Here is a 25,990-nt window from a genome sequence, read left to right as displayed (position 1 = left end):
AACAGTGTTATTATGGTTGCAAATTCAATGTATCATAGATTTTAATATCATTCTTTTGAAGATACAAATTGATGGATTCATAGTCCTTATTCTCATACGCTTCTTTGTTGTCTTTCATCACTTTATCCATTATTTCAGGTCTGATTGCAATTCTTTCACCAGCAAAGAGAGCCTTCATCTCTTTTTCAATTGTTGTAACTCGATAATGATCTTTTCTTACAATCAGGTATCCATTTTCTTTGACTTTTTTAATCATGTCTTGCATTTCCTGATGAGAAGGTGATTTCTCAACAAGAAATTCCTGTGTCAAATCTTCTCCATTGTGATTTACAATGATATACTCTTCAGTTCCAGGCAGATTTGCGATGGTGTCATTCAACATTGAAGAAAGCTTACTTCTCATCTGTCCTTCATCTTCTGCATTATACGTCAACGAGCTCTCATAGAATGGTAATACAGTACCATCCACCACTATGTTTCGGTTGTAAAGTGTTTGTTCTTCTTTTTTACATCCGGAAATGACCATTATGCTTATCATAATTACTAGTAGTGTGGCGTATTTTTTATTTTTCAAATCTGTCCTCCTCAACGTATACTCTCATTTTGCTGTGCTGCTCATTTCGCTTTAGATGAATACCGGGCTCCTTATACAGAGCTTTTTTTGCTTATCTATGGAATTGGGGTGAATGAGTTTGCAGAAGGCACCTTAAGTTCAATGACGATAGGCGTTTCGAACACCACTTTTCGTCCTGATTCCCTGGCTCTTCTTAAGACTACTTCATCCATCAAATTTTCATCTATCACATAGCTCCATTTGGTCCTGTTCTCCCCGATTGTTTGAACACTAGGATGAGGCAATCTTTTTTCCTCCGCTGATGCTGAGGTTTTATAGGTGTCAAAGGGATGTATATTACTTTCAGTGATGAAAGTTAGCGCGGAGCGTTTTCCAGCTGACGCCATTTCCAAGCTTATTCCCGGAATAGGATGGATCATCTCTTTCTTCTGCATATCAATTGTAATATACTGCTGATCTTTCGGTAGAAGTATCGCCTCTTCAAGAACGATTTCCACTTCTCCTCCTTTAGGAATCTCTTCTCCGTTCAGATATAATGCATGTATTTCCCCTGTTTTGGTGAAGTAAGACACCGTTATGTCTTCATCGATGATTTTTTTCGTCTTCCCGTCTCTCATATATCCTGAAATTTCGGTGATGATGTCTTTGTTGTTTTTGGGTTGACTAACCACGATATCCAATGTCTTCAACCCTCTTTCCAGCTGATCAATGACTAGAGTATTCCCGTCAATCAGCACCTTTTTTCCCACACGTTCCAGAATCCTCTTCTCCATCTTCTGCAGCTCCACATCAAATCTGTACTCTCCCAGTGGCTCATCCTCTGCACTTCTTGTGCCCCAATGATCGTAACTGACATTTCTGGCCACATTGGCCCGAAATGCAATGTGCAGCTTTTCAGGGAAAGATAAGTCCATCCCTGCGGGTATGAACCCTTGAATCACAATATAACCATTGTTTGATGGAGGCATACCGGGATTTAAGTTTTTCATGAATGTCATCGAGTAGTCCTTTTTGGTCACCTGATCGTATACATCTAGCAGTTCTATCTCAAGATGATCACTCTCCCGAAGCACTACTTCTTCTGGAAACTGAAAATAAAGAAATACTCTTTTGTCTTCTGATAGTGCATACTGAAGCCGAACATCATATTTTCCGCTCTCAGAAAGAATTCCAAGCTCTTCAATACTTTTCTCTTCAGCTGGACTGATGTCCATGGCGCTCAAAAATTCTTTTAGGATGGGAACGCTTCGGAGTTTATCTGCAAAAACGGATTCAGTGTTTGCAGTGTAGAACAGAAGACCGGAAAAAAGGAGAGACATCATCAAAAACAGTTGGGCTGCTTTTTTTCTTCTCGTTCCTCTGTATCGGGCTAAAATCCGTTCTTCCAGTGTTTGCAGTGTATCTGGTTCTATAATTTCATCCTCTAGACAGCTTCTGACTTTCTCATCAAACGGATTCATGTTCTGCACCTCCTTCCCAGAAAATCAGCTTTTCCTTTAACATCTCCAATGCTTTCCTTGTTCTTGTAGCCACGGTCCCTTGAGGGATATTCAGCTCTTTTGCCGTGTCTTTCACCGTCAGATCGCCAAAATAACGCAGTATAATGACTTCCTGAAGATCTTCTGGCAGCTCGCCGATGGCTTCTCTCATGGTAAGAGAGACCCTCGATGTCACTTCCTCGGTTTCAGGCAGCTGCTCTGTAGGAATATCCTTTTTCCGAAGCCTGATAAGACGATGGCATTCATGGATGAGGATTTTTGTCATCCATGGTTTCAGCTTTTCCTCTTCTCTCAGCTGATGAAGTTTTGACAGCCCAATGTACACCGTCTCATCCACAGCTTCCATGGCATCACTCTCTGTCTTTAGATATCCTAGTGCAATCCGGTACATGGTTCCTTTGTACTCATGCACAAAAACAAGATACGTTTCTTTTCGTAAACTCTTCTTTCCAAACACCCCCACAGTCACCCCCCTATACTTATATGAGTATTCAGCAGCCTATTTTTATCTTCAATCAATATATTTTTTTATAATTTTATAATTCATCTCATTGATGTGGGTTTTATACTCACCTTCAACTCCATTATATAGTATGACCTTATTGAGAACTAGACAGTATACTTTCCCGATAATAATCAGAAACTCCTTATGCAGATTGCTAATATTTCCTATCGATTCACCATGTCAAAATTTATCAATTTAAGTTGCATCCTATGGCAATTTACAAAATTTAATTTATACGGTATACTCAGTTCAGGAAAAATTGAACGGAGAAATGAATTATGAATGAGAAAAATTACCGCGTCCTGCTTTACTATCAGTTCGTCCATATAGAACATCCTGAGGAGTATACAAAAGAGCACAAAGCCCTTTGTGAGTCCCTGAACCTGAAGGGCAGGATCCTTGTGGCACAGGAAGGCATCAATGGAACTCTATCGGGCACTGTAGAAGATACCGACGCTTATATGGAGCATATGAAAAAAGATCCCAGATTCGCCACCATGGTCTTCAAGATCCATGAAGAGGACCACAATGCTTTCCGGAAGCTCTATGTAAAACAAAGGGACAGCATCATCACTCTTTTCCCGGAAGATGATGTGAATCCGAAGGATCTTGTGGGTACGTATCTGAAACCAGAAGAGTGGCACGATATGATGCAAAAGGAAGATGTGATCATCCTCGACGGCAGAAACGGTTATGAGTATGACCTGGGGCATTTTAGAGGAGCCATCCGGCCTGATATCACAAACTTCAAAGAATTTCCCAAGTGGATCGAGGATAACCTCAGCGAGCACAAAGACAAGAAGGTCCTTGCGTACTGCACTGGAGGCATCCGGTGTGAAAAGCTTACAGGCGTACTCCTCAATCAAGGATTTAAAGATGTCTATCACTTGGAAGGAGGCATTGTCACCTATGGCCAGAACGAAAACACAAAAGGCCGCTTATGGGACGGAAAATGCTATGTCTTTGATGACCGCATCTCTGTAAAGATCAATCAGGAGGAAGATGTCATCGTCTCAAAGTGCGTGCACTGTGGTACCCCAACGGACAGGTACATCAACTGCACCAACGATGACTGCCATCTGCAGCACTTCTCCTGTGAAAGCTGTGAGGAGAAAGAAGAAGGTTTCTGCAGCACAGCATGCAGGGACTATATACTCCGTAACCCCCAAAGAGATGCCCGCGTAAGGCTGAAAGAAAAAGCAAAGCTCTACTCCCTCTATAGACAGGATCATAGAAAAGCAAAAGAAACCTTGGAAAAGGCCAAAGAAACAGGTCTTTTCTAGAAGAGCAAAAGAACCTGAATCAGTGAGAAATTCATCCACTGATTCAGGTTCTTCATTTTAGGCTTATTTACGTTTCACTTCTGCCACAATGGTTTCTGCTTTGAAGGAAAGTTCTCCTTCATTCTCCACCATCTGTTTTCCATAGAAGTCCAAGGTTTTTTCCCCTGTAAAGGTGATGGAAATCTTATAGAGGTCTTTGATGAACTCATAAGGACGGTAATTGAGAAGTCCATGGGTGATTCTGGTGCTTTCATAAATCATCTGGTCTTCCACTTTGTCATATTCTCCAGGCACTTCTGAAAGATCCACTTCCACGAAAAGCGCATTGCCTTTTGCTGAAAGATTTTTCAGCCCCTTTCCTTCTTCATAGAAACTCTCAATAAGAGGCTTCACTTCTTCTGCATAAGCGACCACTTCTTCTTTGTCTGCCGCATTCTCCTGGGCGGGATCCAGATATACCGATGGATCTTCAGCCTTTGGAACGGATGCGCATCCGGATAACAGAGCCATCATGGTTACGCCCATGAGAAGACCCACTACAATATTACGCTTCTTCACTATACCAACTCCACATATTTACTAGAATCATTGTACATAAATTCCTGATGAAAGAAAAGACAAAAAAGTTTCAGTTACATCAGATTGAAATATACCGCAAGGGCTTTTGTCAGATACAGATGATCCTTGACGCCTCCCAGCTCTCTCACAGAATGCATCCCCAGTAGAGGATTCCCGATATCTATGGTTCTGATGGGCAGATGTGTGGATCCGATGGGTCCAATGGTGCTTCCGCCTGGAAGATCGCTTCTGTTCACGAAGCTCTGGCATGGAACTCCAGCAGTCTCACATAGATTTCTGAATACCGCCAGAGAATCTCCGTCTGATGTGTATCTCTGGTTCGCAGAAATCTTCATCACTGGTCCTTCGTTGATCAGCGGACGATTGGTTGGATCATGCATCTCACTGTAATTTGGATGCACACTGTGGGCTAGATCTGCTGAAATCATGAAGGAAGACTCCAGACTCTTCAGGAAGCCTTCTCTTGTGCCTCCCAGCGCATAAAACACTCTTTCCATCAGGTCTCTCAGGAGAGTGGAATCCGCTCCCTGCTTTGATGCGCTGCCACATTCCTCATTGTCGAAGAAGGCTCCCACATTGATGCCAGAGAATTCCTTTGCTTCCAGCATGGCCTTGTAGATGGCATGAACACTGGAGAGATTGTCCTGTCTCTTGGAAGAGATAAATTCTTCCTGAAGCCCCACAAGACTTCCCTTGTCCGCTTCATAAACAAACAGATCAAAATCAAGGATTTCCTCTGCACTCACACCAAGCTTTTCTGCCACAAGTCCCTTCAGGAATCCCTTCTTGCTAAATCCTTCCTGAACCATGGTCACCACAGGCAGCACATGTTTCTGCTTATGGATTTCAACACCTTCATTGACCTTGCGGTTCATGTGGATAGCAAGGGATGGGATATAAAGAAGGGGCTTTTCAAAGTCCACCAGCATGGTCTTTGGCTTCAGAGCGCTTTCTCCTTTGAGAAGAACACGTCCTGCCACAGACAGCGGTCTGTCAAACCAGGTGGAAAGGATCGGTCCACCATAAGTTTCCACATTCAGTTTCAAGTATCCGTCCTGAACCATTTCAGCATCCGGTTTGATTCTGAAGGCAGGAGAATCGGTATGGGCTCCCGCCATTTTGAAGCCGCCTTCCAGCGGGGTTTTTCCGATCTGTATCATAAATAGTGCCGAACCATTTTTCGTATAGAACGCACGGTCTCCCTCTTGGAGGGACCAGGATTCTTCACCCAGGAGCTCTTTATACCCCTTGGACAAAAGTTCCTTTCTCATCACATCCACTGCCTGAAATGCAGTAGAGGATGCGTGCAGAAAATCAATCAGTTCATATGCAAGCTTTTTCTCTTCCATGACTAACCTCCATAAATTATAAACTCAGGTCTATTCTATCATGTTTTCCCCTGTACTGCCCACATTTTCACTCTTTTGATATCCATACACCGCTTGTGTATCGCGGATGATATGGTATGTATGAAATTGAAGAAACCACTCTTCCTCATAAATTATTCAGGAAATCTGTGTGGATGATATGGTATAATTAGGTCTAAAATTCAAATGAAAAGCATCAGTTATGAAATGAGGAGACGTTATTATGATCAGCAAATTAGTGGACAGAATCATCGATGGCAGAGACTACCAAAATGGAAAGGAACGGGAACGGGTGGGCACCATCTCAGGCGTTTTAGGGATCGTCCTGAATTTCCTTCTATTCTCCATCAAGGGACTGCTGGGTCTTTTTACAGGAAGCATCTCCATCATTGCCGATGCCTTCAATAACCTCACAGATACCGCCTCCTCCATCATCACCATCTTCGGCTTCAAGCTGGCTGGAAAAGAGCCGGACAAAGAGCATCCTTACGGTCATGGCAGAATTGAATACCTGACGGGTCTCACCATTGCGGTTCTCGTCATTGTGGTAGGGTACCAGTTTGTGGTCTCCTCTTTCAAAAAAATCATAAATCCCGGTGTCGTGGAAACCTCTCCTTTGATTCTTACCATACTTTTTCTCTCCATGAGCGTGAAGCTCTTTATTTATGTCTTCAATAAAAATCTTGGAAAGAAAGTGCAGTCTGGAACCCTTCTAGCCACTGCGCAGGATGCCATTGGTGATGTTCTTACGACCTTTGTGGTATTTCTGGGTCTGCTCTTATCTCCTCTCACGACCCTTCCAGTGGATGGCATCGTGGGCGTCCTCATAGCGCTCTATATCATCTACTCGGGGATCAATCTGTCCCTGGAAACCATCAATCCCATTCTCGGTCAGAAACCAGACAGAGAGCTTGCAGAGAGAATCAAAAAGAAAATCCTTTCCTACGACAATATTTATGGAGTCCACGACCTGGAAATCCATAATTATGGCCCATCCAAAACCATGGCAACCATCCATGTAGAGGTGCCACACAACATGGATCTTGTAGAACTTCATAATCTCATCGACAAAATAGAACGCCACATACGTGAAGAATTCCATATCTCCCTTGTGATTCATATGGATCCTGTGAACTATCAGGATGAGAAATATCTGTCGGTGAAAGAAACTGTAGGTGAAATCGTCCACTCTGTGGAAGGGGTTGTCTCCTACCATGATTTTCGGTATACAGGCCTCAGTGAGCACGAGCTTCTTATTTTAGAAGTGGTGGTTGACAGTAAAAACACCACAGAAGAAAGCCGAGAGAAGATCCGAAAGGAACTGGAAGAAAAACTCCATGAAGAGTTTAAGACCGCCAGGATCATGATCACCATAGAGCTGGATGTGACAGTATTCTAGGGCTAAGCAGGATACATTTTGCTTTAATTATATTTCCCTTAATAGAACGAACCCTACTATTTCTGCTCTTCTATCTTCTAGTACATCGGACATCATATGCTATTAGAATTAGCTGCTCTATTCAATGATAAAAAGAAAACCAAGCAAAAACCATCCAGTTCAATAAAGCGGCATGCTTTGAGCTGGATGGTTTTTTTATTTTGAACTAGTGAACTCTTCCATGATTGAAATTATGTCTATATCTGTCGTATACTCTATGATCCCAGAAACAAATCTGTTCTTACCCTTTGTTGTGATGTCTCTTGTTCTTCCATTGTCTTCGAAAAAAATCATATACCGATATCCGCTTGTCCAAAGATGAAATCCGGATATTTTTGGTTCTGCTTCTGATAATTTGGCCATGAATTGATCTTTGTTTTCTTCAATAAGGATCGTTTCTTCTCCAGTGGTCCCATTTCTAATGATTATTTTTTGAGGATCCTGTTTCAAAGGATTTCTTAGAACAAACATATACACCACAATCCCGATAATTGCTGCTGCAATCATGCCATACCTAGCTTTTTTCCCCATCTTCATCCTCCCTCTGCATATTCCATCACAAACATTAGCATCATATCAGTTTAGGTCTTAACTTTTTTCTATGGATATTCGTACATAGAATGAGATTGTTCTATATAAGGTGATTTCCTCAGCACATGACTGCACTGAGTTTTGAAAGATATATTCAGCAGTCCCCATAATTTTCAAGTATTATTATTCATCCTATTTGCTACTTTTCTCACTTCTGTCTTTCACTATTTTGGAGATAGAGACCCAGAAGCTGTAATATTCCTAGGATGGCAAAAAGACCCATTCCAATGTAATCTCCTCTGCTGTAAGACCTGATCATAGAACCCGCTGACACGAAAAACCCCATAAGGAAGATTATTTTTCCTATATTCTTGATTTTCATACACTCTCCCATTCCATTCTGTTCATCAGCACTATCCTCTACTCTACATCCTCCACAGCTTCTTCAGTTCTCTCCACAGTTTTTTTGTATGCGATGTTCCCAAGATATACCATCACCAAAGAGTACCCATAGAACACAACGAATTGATAAAACTCAAAATCCATGAAAAACACCATGATCAGTGTTGGCCATATACTGTAAATGAAGAACTGGTTGATGAACGGAAGAGGTTTTCCCTTCACCGCCGTATCTTTTTCCTGTTTTTTCTTTTGCTGAATCAGAACAAATAGCGCTGCATATAGTGCAAAACTGATGAGAAGTGGTAGTATTATCTGTTCCATGTTGTTACCTCCTCTGTTTCCATTGTTTGGTCATTGATATCATCTGAAACTTTTTTCAAGTGAAATCCAGGTATGACGTACAAACTTCCAATGAAAAGAACGCCAAGTGCAAGGAGAAGTATCAAACTCAGCATAAAATCTGAAACAAATACCGTAAGAAACTGTGCAACAATCATCACCGGAAAGCTTATTCTATGCCAGAGGCTCTGGTGGATTTCAAGAAGCATCCCGTCTGAAATGACCTTTTCTTTGCTTCTGATCCCAAGCTGGGTCACTTTTACAGCTGCCTCATTTTTTGCCACCTGAAATTCTACGGGAGAGTTTCCATATACTTCTCCTCTTCTCACTCCATCAATCAGAACATGAATCTTTGACCCTGACCCCAGCCATCCCGTCTTACGCACGATATATATCGCCATAGCCCTCTCCTTTCGATTGCACACCATTTCGCATGTATACTCCAGTACTAATACACTATCTCCAGAAATTCATTGAGATTATTATACTATATATAAAATGATGTTCCTACTTCTAATTTAAATTTTTAGATGTCCATCTTCTTTCACTCAAATGCACCCAAAATGCTGAAAAAGCTCCAGACACGCCATTGCGTCTGGAGCTTTACTAATTTGTTCTAATAGATCATAGAATCCGCATAAGTCAGTCTTGTAAGTCTGTGCAGAGCTCGGGTGGCCATGATATAGCGGATCAGCGCCTGTCCTTCCTCTCCTTTTTTCTCCACCATGACTACGCCATCAAACTCCAGTCCCTTGGCAAAGTAAGAAGGCATAAGGTAAAGATCTCCTTTTAAAAGGGCATCCTCACTGTCTATAAGTTTTACATTGATCTTGTTTTTCAGAAGCTGATAGAGCTCCCTGGTGGTATTCATGTCCTTTGTCAGGATCCCTATGGTATCCAGATTGTTTTCCTTGTAGCTGTTCACCGTCTCCACTATCTTTTCCAAGGACTCTTCCAGTGAGAGATCTCCAAGATCCTTCACCGGTTCACCATTTCGTACCAATGGCACGATTTTCTCTTCTCCAAGGAAAGAGTTTGCAAAGTCCATGATTTCAAAAGTAGATCGATAGCTCTTCTTGAGATCATAATGCCTGATATCTGAGAATACAGAGGAAAGATCTCTCATGGCGCTTTCTCCATGGAGAATCATCTGGTTGGTGTCTCCCACAATGGTGAAGGACTGGGTGCCAGTGATGTCACGAAGAGCTTCATAATGAATGAGAGAGTACTCCTGTGCCTCATCCAGCACCACATGAGCAACCTGATAAGGAAGCTTCAGTCCATGCAGCTTATGCTTGAAATATAGAAGAGGTGCAATGTCTGCTTCTGTATAGAACTCAAAAGCCTTGAGCTCCTCATATCCTTTGAGATAATTGCCATGGGACAGATCCCGGAACTCTTCTCTTTTCAGTGCCACCAGCCGAATGAGGTCTCTAATTTCAGATCTTCTCATATTGGCAATGGTATTTCTGTCGTTTCCATCTTTACTCATGGTGGCCTTCATGGCCTCGTACTTCTTATCGATGGCAAACCTCTTCTCATCTCTCACTTCTTTCATTCGGGTGATGAGAATTCTCTTCAGCCTTGTGGCTCTTTTGAAGAAGGGCATATACTTGAAGTCTTTGAGGAGGATTTTCTCCATTTCCTCTTCGGTGACCAGTGTCTTTCCTAAGAACTCATAAGAACGGAATGGGAAATATGTTTTCTCCACTTCCTCGACTTTTTCCAGAAGGACCTTCTTAAAGTCCTCACTTCTTTTCTTCCTGGCATCCTCCACCAGTTCTTCATCCCCGCTTAAGAGTGCTTCCACATAGTCTTCTCCCATGAAGATGGGCTCCTTGAACTCCATGAGCTCTAAAGCCAGATCCTTGAAGGTGTTATGATGGACACCGCTTTCCCCTAAAGAGGGCAGCACTTGAGAGATATAGTCCATAAACATATTATTGGGTCCTAAGATCAGGACCTTGTTTTCAAGCATCTTGCGGTAGTTATAAAGAAGATAGGAAACTCTATGGAGAGCTATGGTGGTTTTACCGCTTCCAGCCACACCATTGACCACAAGTACGCCTTCCCGCTTTTCACGGATGATCTGGTCCTGCTCCTCCTGAATGGTCATGATGATGTCCTTCAGCTTCTTCCCTGCATTGGAGGAAAGCACCTCCAGAAGGATTTCATCCTGCACATTGCTCTGGGTATCAAAGACCCCTTTCAGCAAGCCTTCTCTGATCAGAAACTGTCTTCTTAGAAGAATGTCCACTGGCATTTCTCCCATGGGTGCTTTATAGGAATCCTTCCCCACTGTCCCCTTATAGAAGAGGGACGCAATGGGCGCTCTCCAGTCTATGACCAAGGGCTCATAGGCCTTCTCATCCACCAGACCGAACTTGCCGATGTAGATGTCTTCTTCCTCCAAACCTTCTTCGTTAAAGGTGATTTTTCCAAAGTATGGGGTGCTGTGAAGTTCTGTGAGCTCCAGCAGCCTCTTTTCCACTGCCTTGAAGGTTTCTTCCTGCACATAGCGGTTGTGGTCAAAATAATCGATTTGCTTATCCTCATCAGAGCGGTACTCATCGATGAGGGTCTTTCGGTATTCTACAATATCATCATATACCAGCTTTTTTCGCTGGGTATTATATAAGATCTCTTCCAAAATCAGAGCTTCCACACGCTCCAGATAAGCATATTCCTTTTCCAGCTCTTCTTTTGGCAAGTCCAAATTAAATTCTTTCATGGGTCCTCCAAAGGTATAGCCGCAACCAAAAAAGATATGGTTACGGCCATAGGTTATTCGTCCAGTTCTTTACTTTCTTCTGCAGGGACAGTTTCTGAGGGTTCTTCATCCACATGGATCACTTCCGCCTCGTCATTGGCTTTTTCTGCCTCTGCCTTTTTTGCTCTTTCTTCCATTTCTGCCTTGGTCAGACCAAAATCATTTCCCATGGTGCGACGCACCACTTCCATAAATTCATGACCTGTGATGGTTTCTTTATCCAGAAGCACCTCTGAAAGTTCTCTCATAAGGTCCTTATGCTCTTCCAGAATTTCAATGGCCTTTTTATGGCATGCCTTGATGATGCTGAGTGTTTCTTCATCGACTTTCGCCGCTGTTCTGTCACTGACATTCATCACAGTTCTTCCATCCAGATACTGGTTTCTTACAGATTCTGAAGCCATCATATCAAAGGTATCGCTCATGCCGTAAAGAGTAACCATTCTTCTCGCCATGTTGGTGGCTCGTTCGATGTCATTGGATGCGCCTGTGGTGATGGACTTAAACTCCACTTCCTCCGCTGCACGTCCTCCGAACAAGATGGTGATTTCAGTGAGCATCTCTTCTTTGCTCATGAGATACTTATCATCCTCAGGCACCTGCATGGTGTAGCCCAAGGCACCCATGGTACGGGGCACGATGGTGATTTTCATGACAGGATCTGTATTTTTCTGCATGGCAGCCACCAGTGCATGTCCGATCTCATGGAACGCCACGATTCTCTTCTCTTTTGGAGACATGATGCGGTCTTTCTTCTGCTGTCCGGCGATGACAAGTTCTATGGATTCCTGCAGGTCTTCCTGCATGACATAGGCTCTGCCATTTTTCACCGCTCGAAGTGCCGCTTCATTGATCATATTGGCCAGGTCCGCACCGACAGCGCCCGGTGTTCCTTTGGCGATTTCCAGAAGATTCACATCATCGCCCATTTTCACGTCTTTGGCATGGACTTTAAGGATCGCTTCACGGCCCTTAAGGTCCGGTGCATCTACGATGATTCTTCTGTCAAATCGGCCCGGTCTCAGCAGCGCTTTATCCAGCACTTCAGGACGGTTGGTCGCAGCCAGAAGAACAATACCTTTGGATGAGTCAAATCCGTCCATCTCCGCAAGAAGCTGGTTAAGTGTCTGCTCTCTTTCATCATTACCACCGTAACCGCCTGTTTCACGGGACTTACCGATGGCGTCAATCTCGTCGATGAATATGATACAAGGCGCTTTGGCCATGGCCTCCTTGAAGAGGTCACGGACTCTTGCAGCCCCCATACCAACAAACATCTCTACAAATGCGGAACCGGAAAGGGAGAAGAAAGGCACTTTAGCCTCTCCAGCCACAGCCTTGGCAAGAAGGGTCTTACCCGTTCCTGGAGGTCCTACAAGGAGAGCTCCCTTCGGAAGCTTTGCTCCGATTTCCACGTATTTCTTAGGATTATGAAGAAAGTCCACGATTTCCACCAAAGACTCCTTGGCTTCTTCCTGACCGGCCACATCACGGAAGGTGACTCCCGTATCGCTCTCATAAAGCTTGGCGGTGTTCTTTCCGAAGGACATCATCCCTCCGCCCCGTTTGTCCATACTCTTCATGATATAGTTTCCAAGGAAGAGCAGAAGTCCTAAAGGCAGTACCCAGGAGAGAAGGATGCTGAGGATCGGATTTGCCACCTGCACCGTCGCCACTTCAAACGGAATGTTCTTTTCCTTGATCAGCTGAACGATCTCTTCATCATTGGGTATATATCCAGTATAGAGGGTAAAGCCTGCCAGCTCATCCCCATCCACCATGGTATACTCAAATTTTCTTTGAGACTCATCCAGTTTGATGCTCTTGACACGATCTTCAGTAATGGCATTCTGAAACTCATTGTAATTTTGCTTCTGATTCCTGATGTCATTGGCAAAGTAATTGAATACCGTCACCATGACGAGGACGCTGAGAAAATACACGATATAGAATTTGATATTCTTATTGCCTTTCCCAGGCTTATTGTTGTTACTGTTCATGTTCTGCCCCCTATTTTGCCAACTCCACCATGGCATTGGCATAAATTCTGGCACAAGTCATCAAATCTTCGATGAGAATATATTCATCCAGCTGATGGAGGGTGTCTTCTCTTCCTGGAAGAAGCGGTCCAAACGCTACGATGTTCTTCATCATTTTTGCGTAAGTTCCACCACCAATGGCAAGAGCTTCTCTCTCATCTCCAGTCTCTTTCGTATACACACCCATGAGTTTTTCAATGAGTGGTGTATCCTTAGGGAAATACAGGGGGCCGTCATGTGCCATGACGTCAAAGGTGAATCCTTCTTTTTCAAAAAGTTCCCTGATTCTCTCTGTGACTTCCTTTTCCTTCACTGTAACTGGATACCGGATGTTGATGTATGTGTCCAATGTATCTTCTGTCAGTTTGATTTTACCAAGATTCAGAACAAGTTTCCCTGAAGGCTCATCTTTAAAGTCCACCCCCATGGCTTTTCCGTCCAAATCCTTTGCAAGATTATACTCGAGCACACTTAAAGTGTCCTTAAGGGTTTGAAAATCCTCATTTCGCACCATATCGGAAAGCAGCATGGAAATGGCATTCTTACCTTTATGAGGTGTGCTGCCGTGGGCAGATACGCCTTCAAAAGCGATGGTCTTTTCTTCATCCCCTTTTCTATAAGTCACCTTAGCTGCATCCGGCACCATATTCACAGCCTGTCCGCCTTCCAGTGAAAGAAGAGAATGATTCTCCAATTTTTTGGAAAGCCTAATCACTAGAATTCCCATCTCCGCGTGGATGGCTGGAAAATCAGCATCCGGTGTGAATCCTGCCACGGGCTGTTTTTCTTTTTTCAGATACTCTTCAATGTCCGGTCCTCCGGTTTCCTCACTGGTGCCGAATATAAGACGGATCTTATGTTTCAGAGGGATACCAGATTCTTTAATGGCGATGAGTCCATGAAGCGCTGAGACCATAGGTCCCTTGTCATCCATGGTGCCTCTTCCGTAAATCCGGTCTCCGTGGACTTCTCCCAGAGGATTCTTGGTCCAGCCGTCTCCCACGGGAACCACGTCCAGATGTCCAAGAACAGCCACATAGTCTTCTCCGTCTCCATACTCCACAACCCCTGCATGTCCATCCACATGGAAGGTTTTGAATCCATAGCCTTCCGCCATCTCCAGGGCTGCTTTGAGCGCTTCATGCACCGCTTCTCCTTGAGGCATGCCTTCTTGTTCTTCTCCCTTGACGGACTCAAAAGACACAAGTTTCAGCACATCTTCTATAAGTCTGTCCTTGTTTGACTCAATTATTTTCCTAAGTTCCATCTGCAATCCTCCATTAATCCGCATTCTTATTTTTCACTGCATTCTATTTTAAAAAACCAAAATTCTCTAGAGGCAGAATCCGAAGTCCACCTTTTCCAATGACCTGATCCTCATGGATATAAGGCTGCTGCCAGTATCTGGCATCATTGGAAGTTTTTCTGTTGTCTCCAAAGAAGAGCAGATGATCTTCAGGCACTGTGAAGGTTCCGGTAAAGCTGCTTTGATTCACCACATAGGGCTCTTCCACCAGGTATCCATTGACATAAAGAATGCCTTCTTTCAGCTCCACCACATCCCCTGGAAGCCCAATGAGCCTCTTGATGAGAAGCATCTCTTTTCCATCTTCTGTGAACAGTTCTTTCGAGCGGAAGACCAGTATATCTCCGCGTTCGAACTGATCCTTATTGTATACTTTTCTCACAAAAATCTTATCATCCACATTGATGGTGGGAATCATGGAGCCTGTGGGCACTTCTATACGAAACACCACAAAGGTATTGATAAGAAAAGCCAGCAGCAATGCCGTCACAATGGGAATCACCCATTCCTTCACCACATAACTGATTCTGTTCTCTGTTTTTTCTGCCATCTAAAAGACCTACTTTCAAAAATTACTACAAACTCATTGTAAACAACATTTCTCAAAAATCTATTAAAAACATCTGGGAAGAAGAATTCTTCTCTATAGTACAGTATAGCACAGGGCACTCTCTTTTTTGGAATTTTCCGGTGGGTACCACAGTTTTTTTCGGGATTCTATCGATATAGCTTCAACTTCTTCAAAATGTATGGATGCTAGAAAAGTCAGCCTCAAAAATGGTTCCTCTCCTATGTAAAAACTATGATATGATAAACTCAGGAGGTGAAACAAATGAAAAATTTTCTAAAGGATTTTAAAGCATTTGCTGTGAAAGGCAATGTGGTGGACTTAGCTGTCGCTGTAATCATTGGGGGAGCTTTTGGGGCCATTGTCACATCCTTTGTCAATGACCTGGTGATGCCTCTCATTGGCGCAATCTTCTCAGTCCCTGATTTTTCCACATTATCGTTCACAGTCAACGGCACAGCCATCATGATCGGACTCTTTATTCAGGCCGTGGTGAACTTTCTTATCGTTGCTCTCTCTATTTTTATGATGGTACGGGCATTGAACCGATTCAAAAAGAAAGAGGAGGCAGCACCTCAAGCTCCACCTGCACCAAGCAAAGAAGAGCTTCTTCTGACAGAGATCAGAGACCTTCTGAAAGAAAGAAAATAGCACTTATGACATCCTTTTTAGAGCATACGGTAACTGTATGCTCTTTTTCCTGCTCAAGAAGTCTTCATTCTCTATAGAAAATATCTGATTCTTTTCTGATATATGCCCTGGTTACCTTTACTATACCACCTCTTTTTGTTATATTTTAAACATGAGCTTAGTATCAGTTGCAACACTGAACATAACGAATCTTCATAGGGAGGAAAGCAAAAGCAACGCTTTTGCATGAAACAGCATGATTGAAATTAAAAATGTCACGAAGGTCTATGGCGGGAAAGTGAAAGCCGTGGATAATCTCAGCCTGACACTGAAACCGGGTGAAATCTTCGGATTTTTAGGGCCAAATGGCGCAGGAAAAACCACCACCATCAAGATGCTTACAGGCATCACCGACCCTGATGGCGGAGAGATTCTGGTAAATGGCATCGATTTGTCTAAAGACCCCATCCGCTATAAGAATCAGTTCGGATTTGTGCCGGACAGTCCGGATATTTTTCTCCGTCTGAAAGGTATTGAGTATCTCAATTTCATGGGCGATATCTATCAAGTGGACAGCACGCTAAGAAAAGAGCGAATCGAAAGCCTCGCAAAACGGTTTGATATGGAGAATGCTCTTAATGATTCCATCTCCAGCTATTCCCATGGTATGAGACAGAAGATCATTCTCATGGGCGCGCTCATCCATGATCCAAGTCTTTGGATTCTCGATGAGCCCATGACAGGACTTGATCCAAAATCCTCTTTCTATCTAAAGGAAATGATGAGAGAGCATGCCGACAAGGGAAATGTGGTCTTCTTCTCCACCCACGTGCTGGAAGTGGCCGAAAAGGTCTGTGACCGTGTGGGCATCATCAATAAAGGAAAGCTTATGTTCTGCGGAACCATGAATGAACTTCGGGCAATGGTCAGTGAAAATGAAGGTCTGGAGCAAATCTTCCTGGAGATGACAAATGATGAAGAATAATCTCATAACCCTCACGAAAACTATGTTCAAGAACGATGAGACCTTAAACAACCTGACCAGTAAGGGCTCCAAAAGTTCTTTCCTGAAATCCAAATGGATGATGATTCTTTTTGTTCTGGGCATTGCAGTTCTCATGGGGCTGTCCTTCGGTTTTATGCTGGCGGACCTTTATGATGCTCTGGCCATGGCAGAACTGTCTCATCTCATTCCAAGACTTCTTGTGCCCGCAGCGGGCATCATGGTCTTCATGTTTGGTATTTTTTATGTGATGAATGTGTTTTATTTTTCCAAGGATGTGGAAAATTACCTATATCTGCCTGTGCAGGCTGGTGAGATTCTAGGGGCAAAATTCCTGGTATCCCTCATCTATGAGTATTTCATCATCCTTGTCTTCTTCCTACCACTGCTTACTGTGTATGGTATCAAGGATGGAAGCGGTATCCTCTACTATGTCTATATGCTGGTTTCTCTTATTCTGATTCCTGTTTTCCCCTTGGTTGTTGCCTCCATTATCTCTATGCTGATCATGAGGTACAGCAGCAAATTTAAGAACAGAGACCGGTTCAATATGATCGCAGGGATCCTCAGTCTTGTGGTAGCTTTGGGTTTTAACTTCGGACTGCAGTTTTTCACCCAAAGATTCACCGGAGATCCAAACTTGGCCATTGGAGATATATCTGAGCTTCCCGTGTTTAAGATCACTTCTTGGGTATTTCCCACGAGCCATTTTGCCACAGAAGGAATTCTTGCGTACAACTCTTTAAACGGGCTGTTCAGCATTCTCCTCCTTCTTCTGATCACCGTTTTGTCCTTCTTCTTGTTCTATGTCTTGGGGAACCTTCTTTACTTCAAAGGGGTCATCGGCATCTCCGAATCCAAGGCCACAAGAAAAGCGCTATCCAAAGAAGAGATGGAGAAGGGTTCACGAAGAAAGCCCATTCTCTTCTCCTATGCCCTGAAAGAGCTGAAGCTGATTTTAAGAACTCCAGTCTATTTTTTAAACTGTGTGCTGATCAGCCTCATCTATCCCCTGTTCATTCTGTTCCCATTTCTCATGGGATCTGGGGAGGACAAGGCGGAGCTTGAAAGTGTCTTTACCATGCTTCAGGGATTTGACAGAGGTGCCCTTCTTCTTGGTATTGTGGGCGTAGGATTCTTAATGGGTTCCATCAACATCATTGCTTCTTCTGCCATTTCAAGGGAAGGCAAAAACCTGTACTTTCTGAAGTACATTCCCGTCCCATACATGACGCAGATCTATGCAAAGATTGTCAGCGCTTTTTATGTGGAAGCTGCAGCGCTTGTCATCTTCTACGGAATTGTTTTTTATCTGTTTCGTATCGACCTCGTATTCTTTGTGCTTTCTCTAGTCATCGTCTTTTTGGCTTCTCTAGTGATCAATCAGATTGGGATTTTTCTCGATATCACCTGGCCGAAGCTGAACTGGGATACAGAGCAGAAAGCGGTGAAGCAGAACTTCAACTCCGTGATCCATATGTTCTTAGGATTCGGTCTGGTGGCCCTTATGATATTCCTTGCAATGAAAGTGCAGGTATCTTTATATGTGGCCTTCATGGCAAGCCTTTTAGGTCTTCTTATTCTTGCACTGGTTCTCCATTTCCTTCTGACAAGGCATGTGGAAAAACGCTTCAAGGCTCTTTCCTGACATGGAGAAAAAGCTGCGGAGAGATCTGATGTTAAAAGGGCATTTCAGAAAAGGAAATAAAGCGGTGTTTGACATCGGCAGCCGCTCCTTCACCATCTCAGAAGAACTGAGAAGACGGCTAAAGATACGCAATGTGCTTCTTGCTTTCTTCACGGTGATTTTTTCCTTTCTATATTTCAAGGCAGGAGAAAAATATCAGGACATCCTTTTGAAAGAGGCTGGTGGAAAAGTAATCCTGGAAGGAATCAGCTTAAGCTTTATGTTTCTTCTTGCACTTCTTCTGATGTTCTTGACGGTTTCTGCATTTCTGATTCCAAAGAATCTTCAGGAGCATCTTACGGAGTACGAAGAGTCCTTCTACTGAGCACACCAAAACCCAGGCCAAAAGAGACTGAAAATGTCCTTTTACCCTGGGTTTTCCTGTTTTTCTCCTTATTTTTGGAAATTCTTCTTGACTGTGAAGCCCCTCGACACCCTACAATAGTGACAAAGAACACCACTGGAGGTATACATGAAGATCAAAGAAATCGAACTGCGCTCTGGGATGGACCGGGCAAACATCAGATATTACGAAAAAGAAGGACTGCTCCAGCCTGTAAGAACGGAGAACGGATATCGGGAGTACAGCGAAAAAGATCTCCAGCAGCTGCTAAAAATACGGCTCCTTCGAAGTCTTCATTTCAGTCTGGAAGATATCAAATCTCTGATACAAAAAAAGACAACGCTCTCCTTCCTTCTGAAAAACCAGATCCGTTATCTGGAGTCTGAAACTGAGGATGTGCTCTATGCAAAATCCCTGTGTGAATCTATTGTTTCAGAAGGTGCCACCTTCGAAACTTTAGATGCCGAGAAACATCTGGTGAGCATCGAAGAAGCAACCACGGAATCTTCCTCAGAGTACTTCAATGTTGATTTTGAGATTCCACATGTCTTTGAACCCATAAGACGTTTTGCAGCAAGAACCCTGGACATGGCACTGTACGGTACGCTTATTGTATTTCTGAACTATTTCATTCGAGGTGAATATTCTCCAACTGACAGCCTAAGCTACACTTTTCAAAACATCCTCACCATCCTTGTGATGATTATGATATTGGAGCCCATACAGCTGAAGCTGTTTAAACGAACCTTCGGAAAATGGATCATGGGTCTTTATATAGAAAACCTTAATGGTAGCGCGCTTTCTTATGAGGATTCTTTCAGAAGAACCCTTCATGTCCTCGTCAGAGGCATGGGGCTGTTGATTCCTCTGGCCGATCTCATTTCTCTTGGAAGCAGCTTTGACAAGCTGAGAAAAGGTGAAATCCTAAGCTGGGACAGAGGACTTGCTTACCGGATGAAAGACAGAAAAATTTATCGGTATATCATCGCATTTGTGCTCTTTTTCTTCATCAGCATTTCGGTCATTATCATACCATTTTTGCAGAATATCCCCCCTAACACGGGTGCACTGACTGTAGAAGAGTTTTCTGAGAACTTCAGATACTACCAGAAGCTGCATGACATGGATTTCGGGAATTATGTGATGAACAATTTTGGAAAGTGGGAAGAGAAAGAGGCGGATGATCGTTTAGAATATCTTCCAGATGCTGTAAAATACCCTCATTTCCGTTTTCGAATGAATGATCACATCGTGAAAGAAGTGAACTTCAGTGTAACTTATGAAGACAACCCGTTCTGGGTTGAAAACTACAGAGATATGATGATTCTAGCAAGTCTCTCCTTTACGAATGCTGATGAGTCCATGAACATTGTTGAAAGAGCTCTACTATCTGGTGAGATCATCATGAGATTTTACGCTGAAAGCTTTAAATCACACACGCTGGCTACAAAAAACGTAGAGATCTCCAGCATGGTAGAGTACGATGGCTATGAAAAATCCATTGAGATTTTAGAACCTGTAAACCGGGAGAGAGAAAACTATTATCATCATGACTTCTTTGTCAGGAGACTTACCCCTGAGAACTGAGACAGCGCATCATTTATCACCAAATGCATAAAAATCCGAAGTTCTTTAGAATGAAATCACTAGAATACTAACCAGTTTGGGAAGTATCAGTACTTTAGAACATGAGAAGAAAGATAGATTATAACAATGAAACTATTTGATCATACCCTTCTTTAAAATAAGGAGATGTAGAAATGATGCAAAAGAATAAACAACGGAAAAAGGATCTGGTTCTTGATATTCTATATATCTTTATAGGTATTTTCTGGATATATGGAGTTTGGACAAATAAATTTGTTCAGGAAGGAACAAATTTCTTTCTTGTATTGATTGGAGCCGCTTTAATCCTTCAAGGTATTTTCGGAATCAGAAAATATTATTTACAGAGTAAAGCATAAAATTAGGGATTCCCACGGGAATCCCTTTAACATTTGACCTTCAATCTAAATAATAGTCAGAAGCTTTATTTTTTTGCTTTCAGTTCTAAGAGCATTGGAGCGATATTAAGTACTATAGATATCAGCGTCAATACGGATAGCAAAGTCACCATGGTAGGCACCACATCTAGTAACGCAGCCCAGTCTTCCTTCTCTACCCACTTGAACACTAGCCTGTACTCAGCCCAAAGTGTCGCTGCTGTAAAGGACAGTCCCATAGCCATCGCAAATTTATACTCCTTACCATTCTTATATAAATAAAGATTTATAAAGGTTGCTGCTGCAGCTATAAGTCCGAATATCATCCACATAATTTTCCTCCTAATATTTCGATTCTTGTCTATACTTTCTACAAGTTCTAGCCACCGTCCTAGGGAACTCTTCCTTCAAATCCTTATTTTTTCACTTCAAACTCATTAGAAACACTGTACACTGCACTTTCATAAAAAGGCTTTCCTGGTTCTGATAATGCTTTGCACATTCTGAATGTCCCTTCTTCTGTCTTTGGCCAGTTACTTAAGTCCACAAGAACAGCAAATTCTTCTCCAGGAAGAATCGTTAATGATTCATCCGCATATCCGACTATTTCAGGAATCTGGTACCATGAATCCTTGATTTTTTTCTCCAGATAGATGAAATGCCCATGTTCCATCTCTTGATCACTTTCATTGAATAATACTGCTTCCACTTTTCTATCGTCTTTAGGGGTAACCGTTAGTGTCACTTCTTCACTGATGACAATATCCTCTTCTTCAAGAATGCTGGGATTTAACCCTTCTGTACTTTCTGAGCATCCGGTAAATGACAGGAAAAAGAATAAGGCTAATAGAAAACCAGTTTTTTTCATAACGACCTCCCGATATTTTGATATATGAGTAGATTTATTTCTTCTAGATACTATGTTATCAGAACATAAGAACAAATAGTTTACAAAAAAAACATATATGCACTAATTTATCGAAGAGACGTTTATTCATCAATGAATAGACAGCTTCATCGTATACTTACTAGGAGCAGGTGCCTCATTTTTTCAACCTAAGCGCTCTTCTGTAGCAGACTCCAGAAAAGTAAGGGACTTCCTATCACAATCCAGCTCCACTTGAATACCATAAGGAAGGATTCCGATGGGCCTTGCATGGCCAAAATTCACATTATAGAACACTGGCAGATCATGAAGCCTCTCCTCTATCTTTACAACTTGAAGAATCGCCTCTTTGTACTCCTCGTAGTATGTCTCATCTTTAGGTTTACCCACAATGATTCCTTTCAAAGCACCGAGAATTCCCTGGGCAGCCAAATTTCTTAATGTCAACCTGACAAAATCAGGTGAAGGCTTCTCTTCACTGGTTTCCATAAAAAGAATGGCATCTTTCCATTCTTCAGGACCAGGCCAGATGGAGGTGCCGATGATCATCATGAACACATCAAGGCAGCCACCCAAAAGATGTCCCTGAACTTTACCCCTGCCACTGATCACTTCATACCCTTTCGGATCGTGTTTATACATGATCGGAATTTCCATATTTTCTTCTTTCCAAGGAATATGATCGTCAGACCAGACCGAGCTTGGCAGCATCTGATAGGTTTCATCCCCACCGAAGAGAAGATCCTCCACAGCGTTTTTTGTGTACTCTGCCATCTTCACATACTCTCCAAACTCAACCATCACAGATGGACCATAATAGGATATGACTCCTGCCTTATACATCATGAAATGATTCACCGTAGTATCAGAGTATCCCATGAATATTTTCGGATGATTTCTCAGAACATCAAAATCAACATAGGGCAGGATCCGGATGGTATCGTCTCCTCCAATGGCCGAGAATACTGCTGAAACCCGAGGATCCTTAAAGGCATCCATGAAATCCTGTGCCCGTTTTTCAGGATGCTTCGCCACAAAGTCTGACCCCTTCAGCGCATGCGGCATGGCGATGACCCGAAGACCAAACTCTTCTTCCAGTCTTTTCTTTGCTATATGAAATAAATGGAGATAGCCTTCATCCCCTAAACCACCCCAAGAAAGACTCACCACCGCCACAGTATCTCCTCTTTGTAAGCGTTTTGGTTTAATCATCAAATCCCCTCCAAAATTAATAACAGAATCTCCAGTATGGAACAACTCCTAATGAAACAGATATGGACTTTCAAGATTCCTAGTACTGCCTCAGATCATCATAGAGCTCACGAACCAACTCTTCATTGGAAAAATCATCCATGATTCTGTATAACTTCTGTCCTATTCCCTCTTGTATAATAAAAGACTGAAACTTCTCCGGCTCTTTTTTCATCATCTCATGAATCTCATTGATGAGGTGCGCAAGAGACGGATCTGGATTCTCAGGAAAAAACAGGTTCTGGTTCTGGAGCACAATATAGGCATCCCGGGCAGCCAGAAGACTGGCATACTGCATCATGAGGCTTTCCGGTTCAAGACTCCCAGCCTTTCCGATGAACTGATCGAGATTATTCTCTACAGTTTCTGTTAACACCTTTTTCGTATGGGTTATTTGGCACTGTAAAAATCCAAAGACGCCAAAAAGAACCATTCCTGCCAGAATCAGCCCCAGAACTTTTCTTTTCTTGTTCATACATCCCCCTTTGTCACTGCATCACTACACTGCTTCAAACAAATGAAAAATCCACATCTTCACTGCTCTATTCTCGAAAAACCAAGGGTTTCCAAAATACTTTCCAGTGAATAAATGAAATCCTCTTCTGCACCCCAGGACATCTTAAAGAAAACTCCTTGTCCTCCTGCCGAACCAATGATATCCACAAGGATTTCTCCTTCCTGATCCATGAGTACTGCAGTAAGACTGGCCCGGTTGGAAGAACGCATAAAGTATTTCTCAAAAACTAAGGTGTAGACTTTCACGCCATGAAACGTCCTCTCAAAACTCTCCAGAAGCTCCACCGACATCCCTGTCTTCAGCATTTCATCTCCCAGATACTGCACAATCTCTCTGCTGTTGCCTTTTCCTTGCATGGTAATTCTAGCCATTATTTTTTCCTCCTGTCTGCTATAAATTCTGCCACTTTACTGGACTCTGACCGGTCTTCAAAAGAAATTCATTGGCCTCACTGAAGGGTTTGGACCCAAAAAAGCCTCTTCTTGCCGATAAGGGACTTGGGTGCACCGATTCTATTATTTTATGCTGAGACCCAATGAGTTTTTTCTTGCTGATTGCGGCATTCCCCCACAGAAAGAACACCACTGGCCTTTCCTGTGCTCCCATTTTCTTTATCACATGGTCTGTAAAAAGCTCCCATCCTTTTTTCTGATGACTGTTGGCTTTTCCCTTCTCCACCGTCAGCACTGTATTAAGGAGAAGGACCCCGTCCTCAGCCCAGGACAGAAGAGAGCCATGATCAGGGCTCTTTATCGCCAAATCACTTTCAAGCTCCTTATAGATATTTCTGAGAGATGGTGGAATCTTCTCTCCTTTTCTGACGGAAAACGCAAGGCCTTCTGCCTGGTTCTCCCCATGATAAGGATCCTGTCCCAGGATAACCACCTTCACCTTCTCCACAGGCGTCCTCTGAAATGCACGGAAAATCTCCTCCTTCTTTGGGAAGACGGTCTTCTCGGTATATTCTTTCTCCAGAAACTGGAGAAGCTTCTGAAAATAAGGTTTCTGAACTTCCTCCTGTAAAAGCTCATCCCAACTGTTTCCAATTCTGATCTCCACGATGTACCCCTTTCATCTACGTATTCTTCACCGGCTTTTCTCCATTGTATCAAACTTTAACAGAATGTTTGTAGGATTCTATCTGAAAAAACTGTATATTCTATAGTATACCCATCTCATCCGAAGGGAGATTCCTATGAAAAACAGACACTTTATCATTGTATCCTTTGATGCCCTGTCCAGCAGGGACCTTATAGACCTGGAGCATCTGCCAGGCTTTCAAAGACTGAAAGAAAGCTCTTCTTACTGCCTGAACGTATCCTCTGTTTACCCGAGCCTTACCTATCCCTGCCATACCAGCATCTCCACAGGGATGTATCCAAAAAATCATGGTGTGGAGTCCAATACGCTGCTTCAGCTGAACAGAACCTCTCCGGACTGGAACTGGACCCGGGATTCCATCAAGGCAGACACTTTCTATGATGCAGCATTACGAAAAGGACTTTCTGTATGTTCTCTCTTGTGGCCAGTGGCTGCCAAATCAAACATCACCTGGAACCTTCCAGAAATCTTTGCCAACAGACCCTGGCAGCATCAGATCCCCGTCACCCTGGCCCACGGGACGCCTTCTTTTCTTCTGGACATCAACAGACGCTTTGGCCACTTGAGAAACGGCATCAAGCAGCCTCAGCTGGACCTCTTTGTGGAAGCCTCTGCCCACTATGCGCTGAAGACCAAAAGACCACAGGTCATGATGATGCACTTTGTGGAGCTGGATGCCATGCGCCACATCTATGGCTATGACTCTGAAGAAGCGAAAACTGCCCTGAAGAGCTATGATTTGAAACTCCAGAACCTTTATACACTCCTCGAAAAGGAGAATCTGCTTGAAGACACAACCCTTTTTGTCCTGGGAGACCATGATCAGATTCCAGTACATACAGCCATCCATATGAACAGCATTTTTAAAGACAAAGGATATCTCAGCGTGAAAAAAGGAAAGATCACAGACTATGAGGTGTACTGCCAGAGCCTTGATGGTTCTGCTTACCTTCATTTCGGAAAAGATGTTTCTGATGAGAGAAAAGAAGAAATCCGCCTCCTTCTCTACAGGCTTCGGGACAGAGATGATTTTGGCATAGAAGCCGTCTATGACAATGACGAGATGCTCTCCCTGGGCGCTGGCAGAAAAGCGGACCTGATGCTGGAGGCAAAGAACGGATTTTATTTTCAGGATGCCCATGACCGGCCTGCACTTTTAAAACGAGATGAGAAAGCTTTGGGAACAGACCATCATGGAAGATCCACCCATGGTTTTGACCCACGGAAAGAAAACTACCAGACTGTCTTTTTTGCTGCAGGAAAAGGCATCCGAAGCGGAATCATCCTTGAAAAGATGAGCCTCGTGGATGAGGGACCCACCTTTGCCCATGCCATGGGAACGGTGCTCCATGATACCGACGGCAGAATTCTCACCGAGCTCTTTTTGTAG

Annotated in this window: 28 protein-coding genes; 9 read left to right on the top strand and 19 right to left on the bottom strand. The window is 43.1% G+C overall.

The features are described from left to right. Nucleotides 1–10: 10 nt before the first annotated feature. The 3 genes from BM243_RS12410 to BM243_RS12400 form a co-directional block, all read right to left on the bottom strand. Nucleotides 11–574 (bottom strand): hypothetical protein, encoded by a 564-nt coding sequence (locus BM243_RS12410; protein WP_074912667.1) that lies wholly within the window; start codon nt 572–574, stop codon nt 11–13. Between the two features lie 95 nt (nt 575–669). After that, nucleotides 670–2,034: a hypothetical protein gene (locus tag BM243_RS12405; protein ID WP_074912666.1), complete on the bottom strand. Its 1,365-nt coding sequence runs from the start codon at nt 2,032–2,034 to the stop codon at nt 670–672. Continuing rightward, nucleotides 2,021–2,536 carry a sigma-70 family RNA polymerase sigma factor gene (locus BM243_RS12400; RefSeq protein ID WP_074912665.1) on the bottom strand — a complete coding sequence of 172 codons (516 nt, stop codon included), beginning with the start codon at nt 2,534–2,536 and terminating at the stop codon, nt 2,021–2,023. Before BM243_RS12400 ends, BM243_RS12405 begins: the two co-directional genes overlap by 14 nt. 320 nt (nt 2,537–2,856) lie before the next feature. Here BM243_RS12400 and BM243_RS12395 point away from each other — a divergent pair, with 320 nt between their 5' ends. Next, entirely contained in the window at nt 2,857–3,861 is a 1,005-nt protein-coding gene (locus BM243_RS12395; RefSeq protein ID WP_074912664.1) for an oxygen-dependent tRNA uridine(34) hydroxylase TrhO, read from the top strand. A 63-nt stretch (nt 3,862–3,924) separates the two neighbouring features. Here the strand turns inward: BM243_RS12395 and BM243_RS12390 are convergent, their stop codons facing one another. Together BM243_RS12390 and BM243_RS12385 are read right to left on the bottom strand one after the other, a co-directional pair. After that, complete coding sequence (locus BM243_RS12390; protein WP_074912663.1) at nt 3,925–4,419, bottom strand: hypothetical protein; 495 nt, start codon at nt 4,417–4,419, stop codon at nt 3,925–3,927. Between the two features lie 74 nt (nt 4,420–4,493). Then, entirely contained in the window at nt 4,494–5,789 is a 1,296-nt protein-coding gene (locus tag BM243_RS12385) for a M18 family aminopeptidase (protein WP_074912662.1), read from the bottom strand. A 241-nt stretch (nt 5,790–6,030) separates the two neighbouring features. Between BM243_RS12385 and BM243_RS12380 the strand changes: the two genes are divergently transcribed. Beyond that, the gene (locus BM243_RS12380; RefSeq protein ID WP_074912661.1) at nt 6,031–7,206 is read left to right on the top strand and encodes a cation diffusion facilitator family transporter; all 1,176 of its coding nucleotides are present in this window, start codon (nt 6,031–6,033) and stop codon (nt 7,204–7,206) included. Between the two features lie 195 nt (nt 7,207–7,401). Here BM243_RS12380 and BM243_RS12375 read toward each other — a convergent pair whose 3' ends face one another. The 8 genes from BM243_RS12375 to lepB all read right to left on the bottom strand — a co-directional run bounded on the left by BM243_RS12375 (nt 7,402) and on the right by lepB (nt 15,182). Further along, on the bottom strand, nt 7,402–7,776 hold the full coding sequence (locus BM243_RS12375; RefSeq protein WP_074912660.1) for a hypothetical protein: 375 nt from the start codon (nt 7,774–7,776) through the stop codon (nt 7,402–7,404). 208 nt (nt 7,777–7,984) lie between these two features. After that, entirely contained in the window at nt 7,985–8,158 is a 174-nt protein-coding gene (locus BM243_RS15290) for a hypothetical protein (RefSeq protein WP_177213521.1), read from the bottom strand. A gap of 38 nt (nt 8,159–8,196) precedes the next feature. Beyond that, entirely contained in the window at nt 8,197–8,499 is a 303-nt protein-coding gene (locus BM243_RS12370) for a hypothetical protein (protein ID WP_074912659.1), read from the bottom strand. Continuing rightward, nucleotides 8,487–8,918 carry a hypothetical protein gene (locus BM243_RS12365; protein ID WP_074912658.1) on the bottom strand — a complete coding sequence of 144 codons (432 nt, stop codon included), beginning with the start codon at nt 8,916–8,918 and terminating at the stop codon, nt 8,487–8,489. The genes BM243_RS12370 and BM243_RS12365 overlap by 13 nt, the downstream gene beginning before the upstream one ends. 215 nt (nt 8,919–9,133) lie before the next feature. Then, complete coding sequence (locus BM243_RS12360; protein WP_074912657.1) at nt 9,134–11,248, bottom strand: HelD family protein; 2,115 nt, start codon at nt 11,246–11,248, stop codon at nt 9,134–9,136. A gap of 53 nt (nt 11,249–11,301) precedes the next feature. Then, a complete protein-coding gene (ftsH, locus tag BM243_RS12355; protein ID WP_074912656.1) occupies nt 11,302–13,287 on the bottom strand; it encodes an ATP-dependent zinc metalloprotease FtsH in 1,986 nt (661 codons plus the stop codon). Between the two features lie 10 nt (nt 13,288–13,297). Further along, entirely contained in the window at nt 13,298–14,593 is a 1,296-nt protein-coding gene (locus tag BM243_RS12350) for a Sapep family Mn(2+)-dependent dipeptidase (RefSeq protein WP_074912655.1), read from the bottom strand. A gap of 43 nt (nt 14,594–14,636) precedes the next feature. Then, nucleotides 14,637–15,182, bottom strand: a complete 546-nt coding sequence (lepB, locus tag BM243_RS12345) for a signal peptidase I (RefSeq protein ID WP_074912654.1) — start codon at nt 15,180–15,182, stop codon at nt 14,637–14,639. A 282-nt stretch (nt 15,183–15,464) separates the two neighbouring features. Between lepB and mscL the strand changes: the two genes are divergently transcribed. The 6 genes from mscL to BM243_RS12315 all read left to right on the top strand — a co-directional run bounded on the left by mscL (nt 15,465) and on the right by BM243_RS12315 (nt 20,827). Beyond that, nucleotides 15,465–15,851: a large-conductance mechanosensitive channel protein MscL gene (mscL, locus tag BM243_RS12340; RefSeq protein ID WP_074912653.1), complete on the top strand. Its 387-nt coding sequence runs from the start codon at nt 15,465–15,467 to the stop codon at nt 15,849–15,851. 235 nt (nt 15,852–16,086) lie between these two features. Beyond that, complete coding sequence (locus BM243_RS12335; protein WP_074912652.1) at nt 16,087–16,815, top strand: ABC transporter ATP-binding protein; 729 nt, start codon at nt 16,087–16,089, stop codon at nt 16,813–16,815. Next, the gene (locus BM243_RS12330; RefSeq protein ID WP_074912651.1) at nt 16,802–18,481 is read left to right on the top strand and encodes a putative ABC transporter permease subunit; all 1,680 of its coding nucleotides are present in this window, start codon (nt 16,802–16,804) and stop codon (nt 18,479–18,481) included. The genes BM243_RS12335 and BM243_RS12330 overlap by 14 nt, the downstream gene beginning before the upstream one ends. A gap of 28 nt (nt 18,482–18,509) precedes the next feature. Continuing rightward, nucleotides 18,510–18,845: a hypothetical protein gene (locus BM243_RS12325; RefSeq protein ID WP_143093590.1), complete on the top strand. Its 336-nt coding sequence runs from the start codon at nt 18,510–18,512 to the stop codon at nt 18,843–18,845. 147 nt (nt 18,846–18,992) lie between these two features. Then, nucleotides 18,993–20,450, top strand: a complete 1,458-nt coding sequence (locus tag BM243_RS12320; protein ID WP_074912649.1) for a MerR family transcriptional regulator — start codon at nt 18,993–18,995, stop codon at nt 20,448–20,450. A gap of 173 nt (nt 20,451–20,623) precedes the next feature. Then, a complete protein-coding gene (locus BM243_RS12315) occupies nt 20,624–20,827 on the top strand; it encodes a hypothetical protein (RefSeq protein ID WP_074912648.1) in 204 nt (67 codons plus the stop codon). A 65-nt stretch (nt 20,828–20,892) separates the two neighbouring features. On the opposite strand, the gene BM243_RS12310 is transcribed toward BM243_RS12315, so the two are convergent. The 6 genes from BM243_RS12310 to BM243_RS12285 form a co-directional block, all read right to left on the bottom strand. Next, nucleotides 20,893–21,177: a hypothetical protein gene (locus BM243_RS12310; protein ID WP_074912647.1), complete on the bottom strand. Its 285-nt coding sequence runs from the start codon at nt 21,175–21,177 to the stop codon at nt 20,893–20,895. Between the two features lie 83 nt (nt 21,178–21,260). Beyond that, complete coding sequence (locus tag BM243_RS12305) at nt 21,261–21,713, bottom strand: immunoglobulin-like domain-containing protein (protein ID WP_074912646.1); 453 nt, start codon at nt 21,711–21,713, stop codon at nt 21,261–21,263. A gap of 183 nt (nt 21,714–21,896) precedes the next feature. After that, entirely contained in the window at nt 21,897–22,943 is a 1,047-nt protein-coding gene (locus tag BM243_RS12300) for a S66 family peptidase (protein WP_074912645.1), read from the bottom strand. 79 nt (nt 22,944–23,022) lie between these two features. Further along, entirely contained in the window at nt 23,023–23,457 is a 435-nt protein-coding gene (locus tag BM243_RS12295; RefSeq protein ID WP_074912644.1) for a hypothetical protein, read from the bottom strand. A gap of 59 nt (nt 23,458–23,516) precedes the next feature. Beyond that, the gene (locus tag BM243_RS12290) at nt 23,517–23,870 is read right to left on the bottom strand and encodes a DUF6054 family protein (RefSeq protein WP_074912643.1); all 354 of its coding nucleotides are present in this window, start codon (nt 23,868–23,870) and stop codon (nt 23,517–23,519) included. A gap of 19 nt (nt 23,871–23,889) precedes the next feature. Continuing rightward, entirely contained in the window at nt 23,890–24,558 is a 669-nt protein-coding gene (locus tag BM243_RS12285; protein WP_074912642.1) for a uracil-DNA glycosylase, read from the bottom strand. A gap of 136 nt (nt 24,559–24,694) precedes the next feature. Between BM243_RS12285 and BM243_RS12280 the strand changes: the two genes are divergently transcribed. Further along, the gene (locus tag BM243_RS12280; RefSeq protein ID WP_074912641.1) at nt 24,695–25,990 is read left to right on the top strand and encodes an alkaline phosphatase family protein; all 1,296 of its coding nucleotides are present in this window, start codon (nt 24,695–24,697) and stop codon (nt 25,988–25,990) included.

Origin of the sequence: Proteiniclasticum ruminis, from assembly GCF_900115135.1 — a bacterium.
GTDB classification, from domain to species: Bacteria; Bacillota; Clostridia; order Clostridiales; family Clostridiaceae; genus Proteiniclasticum; species Proteiniclasticum ruminis_A.
This window is presented reverse-complemented; position numbering and strand designations above follow the sequence as displayed.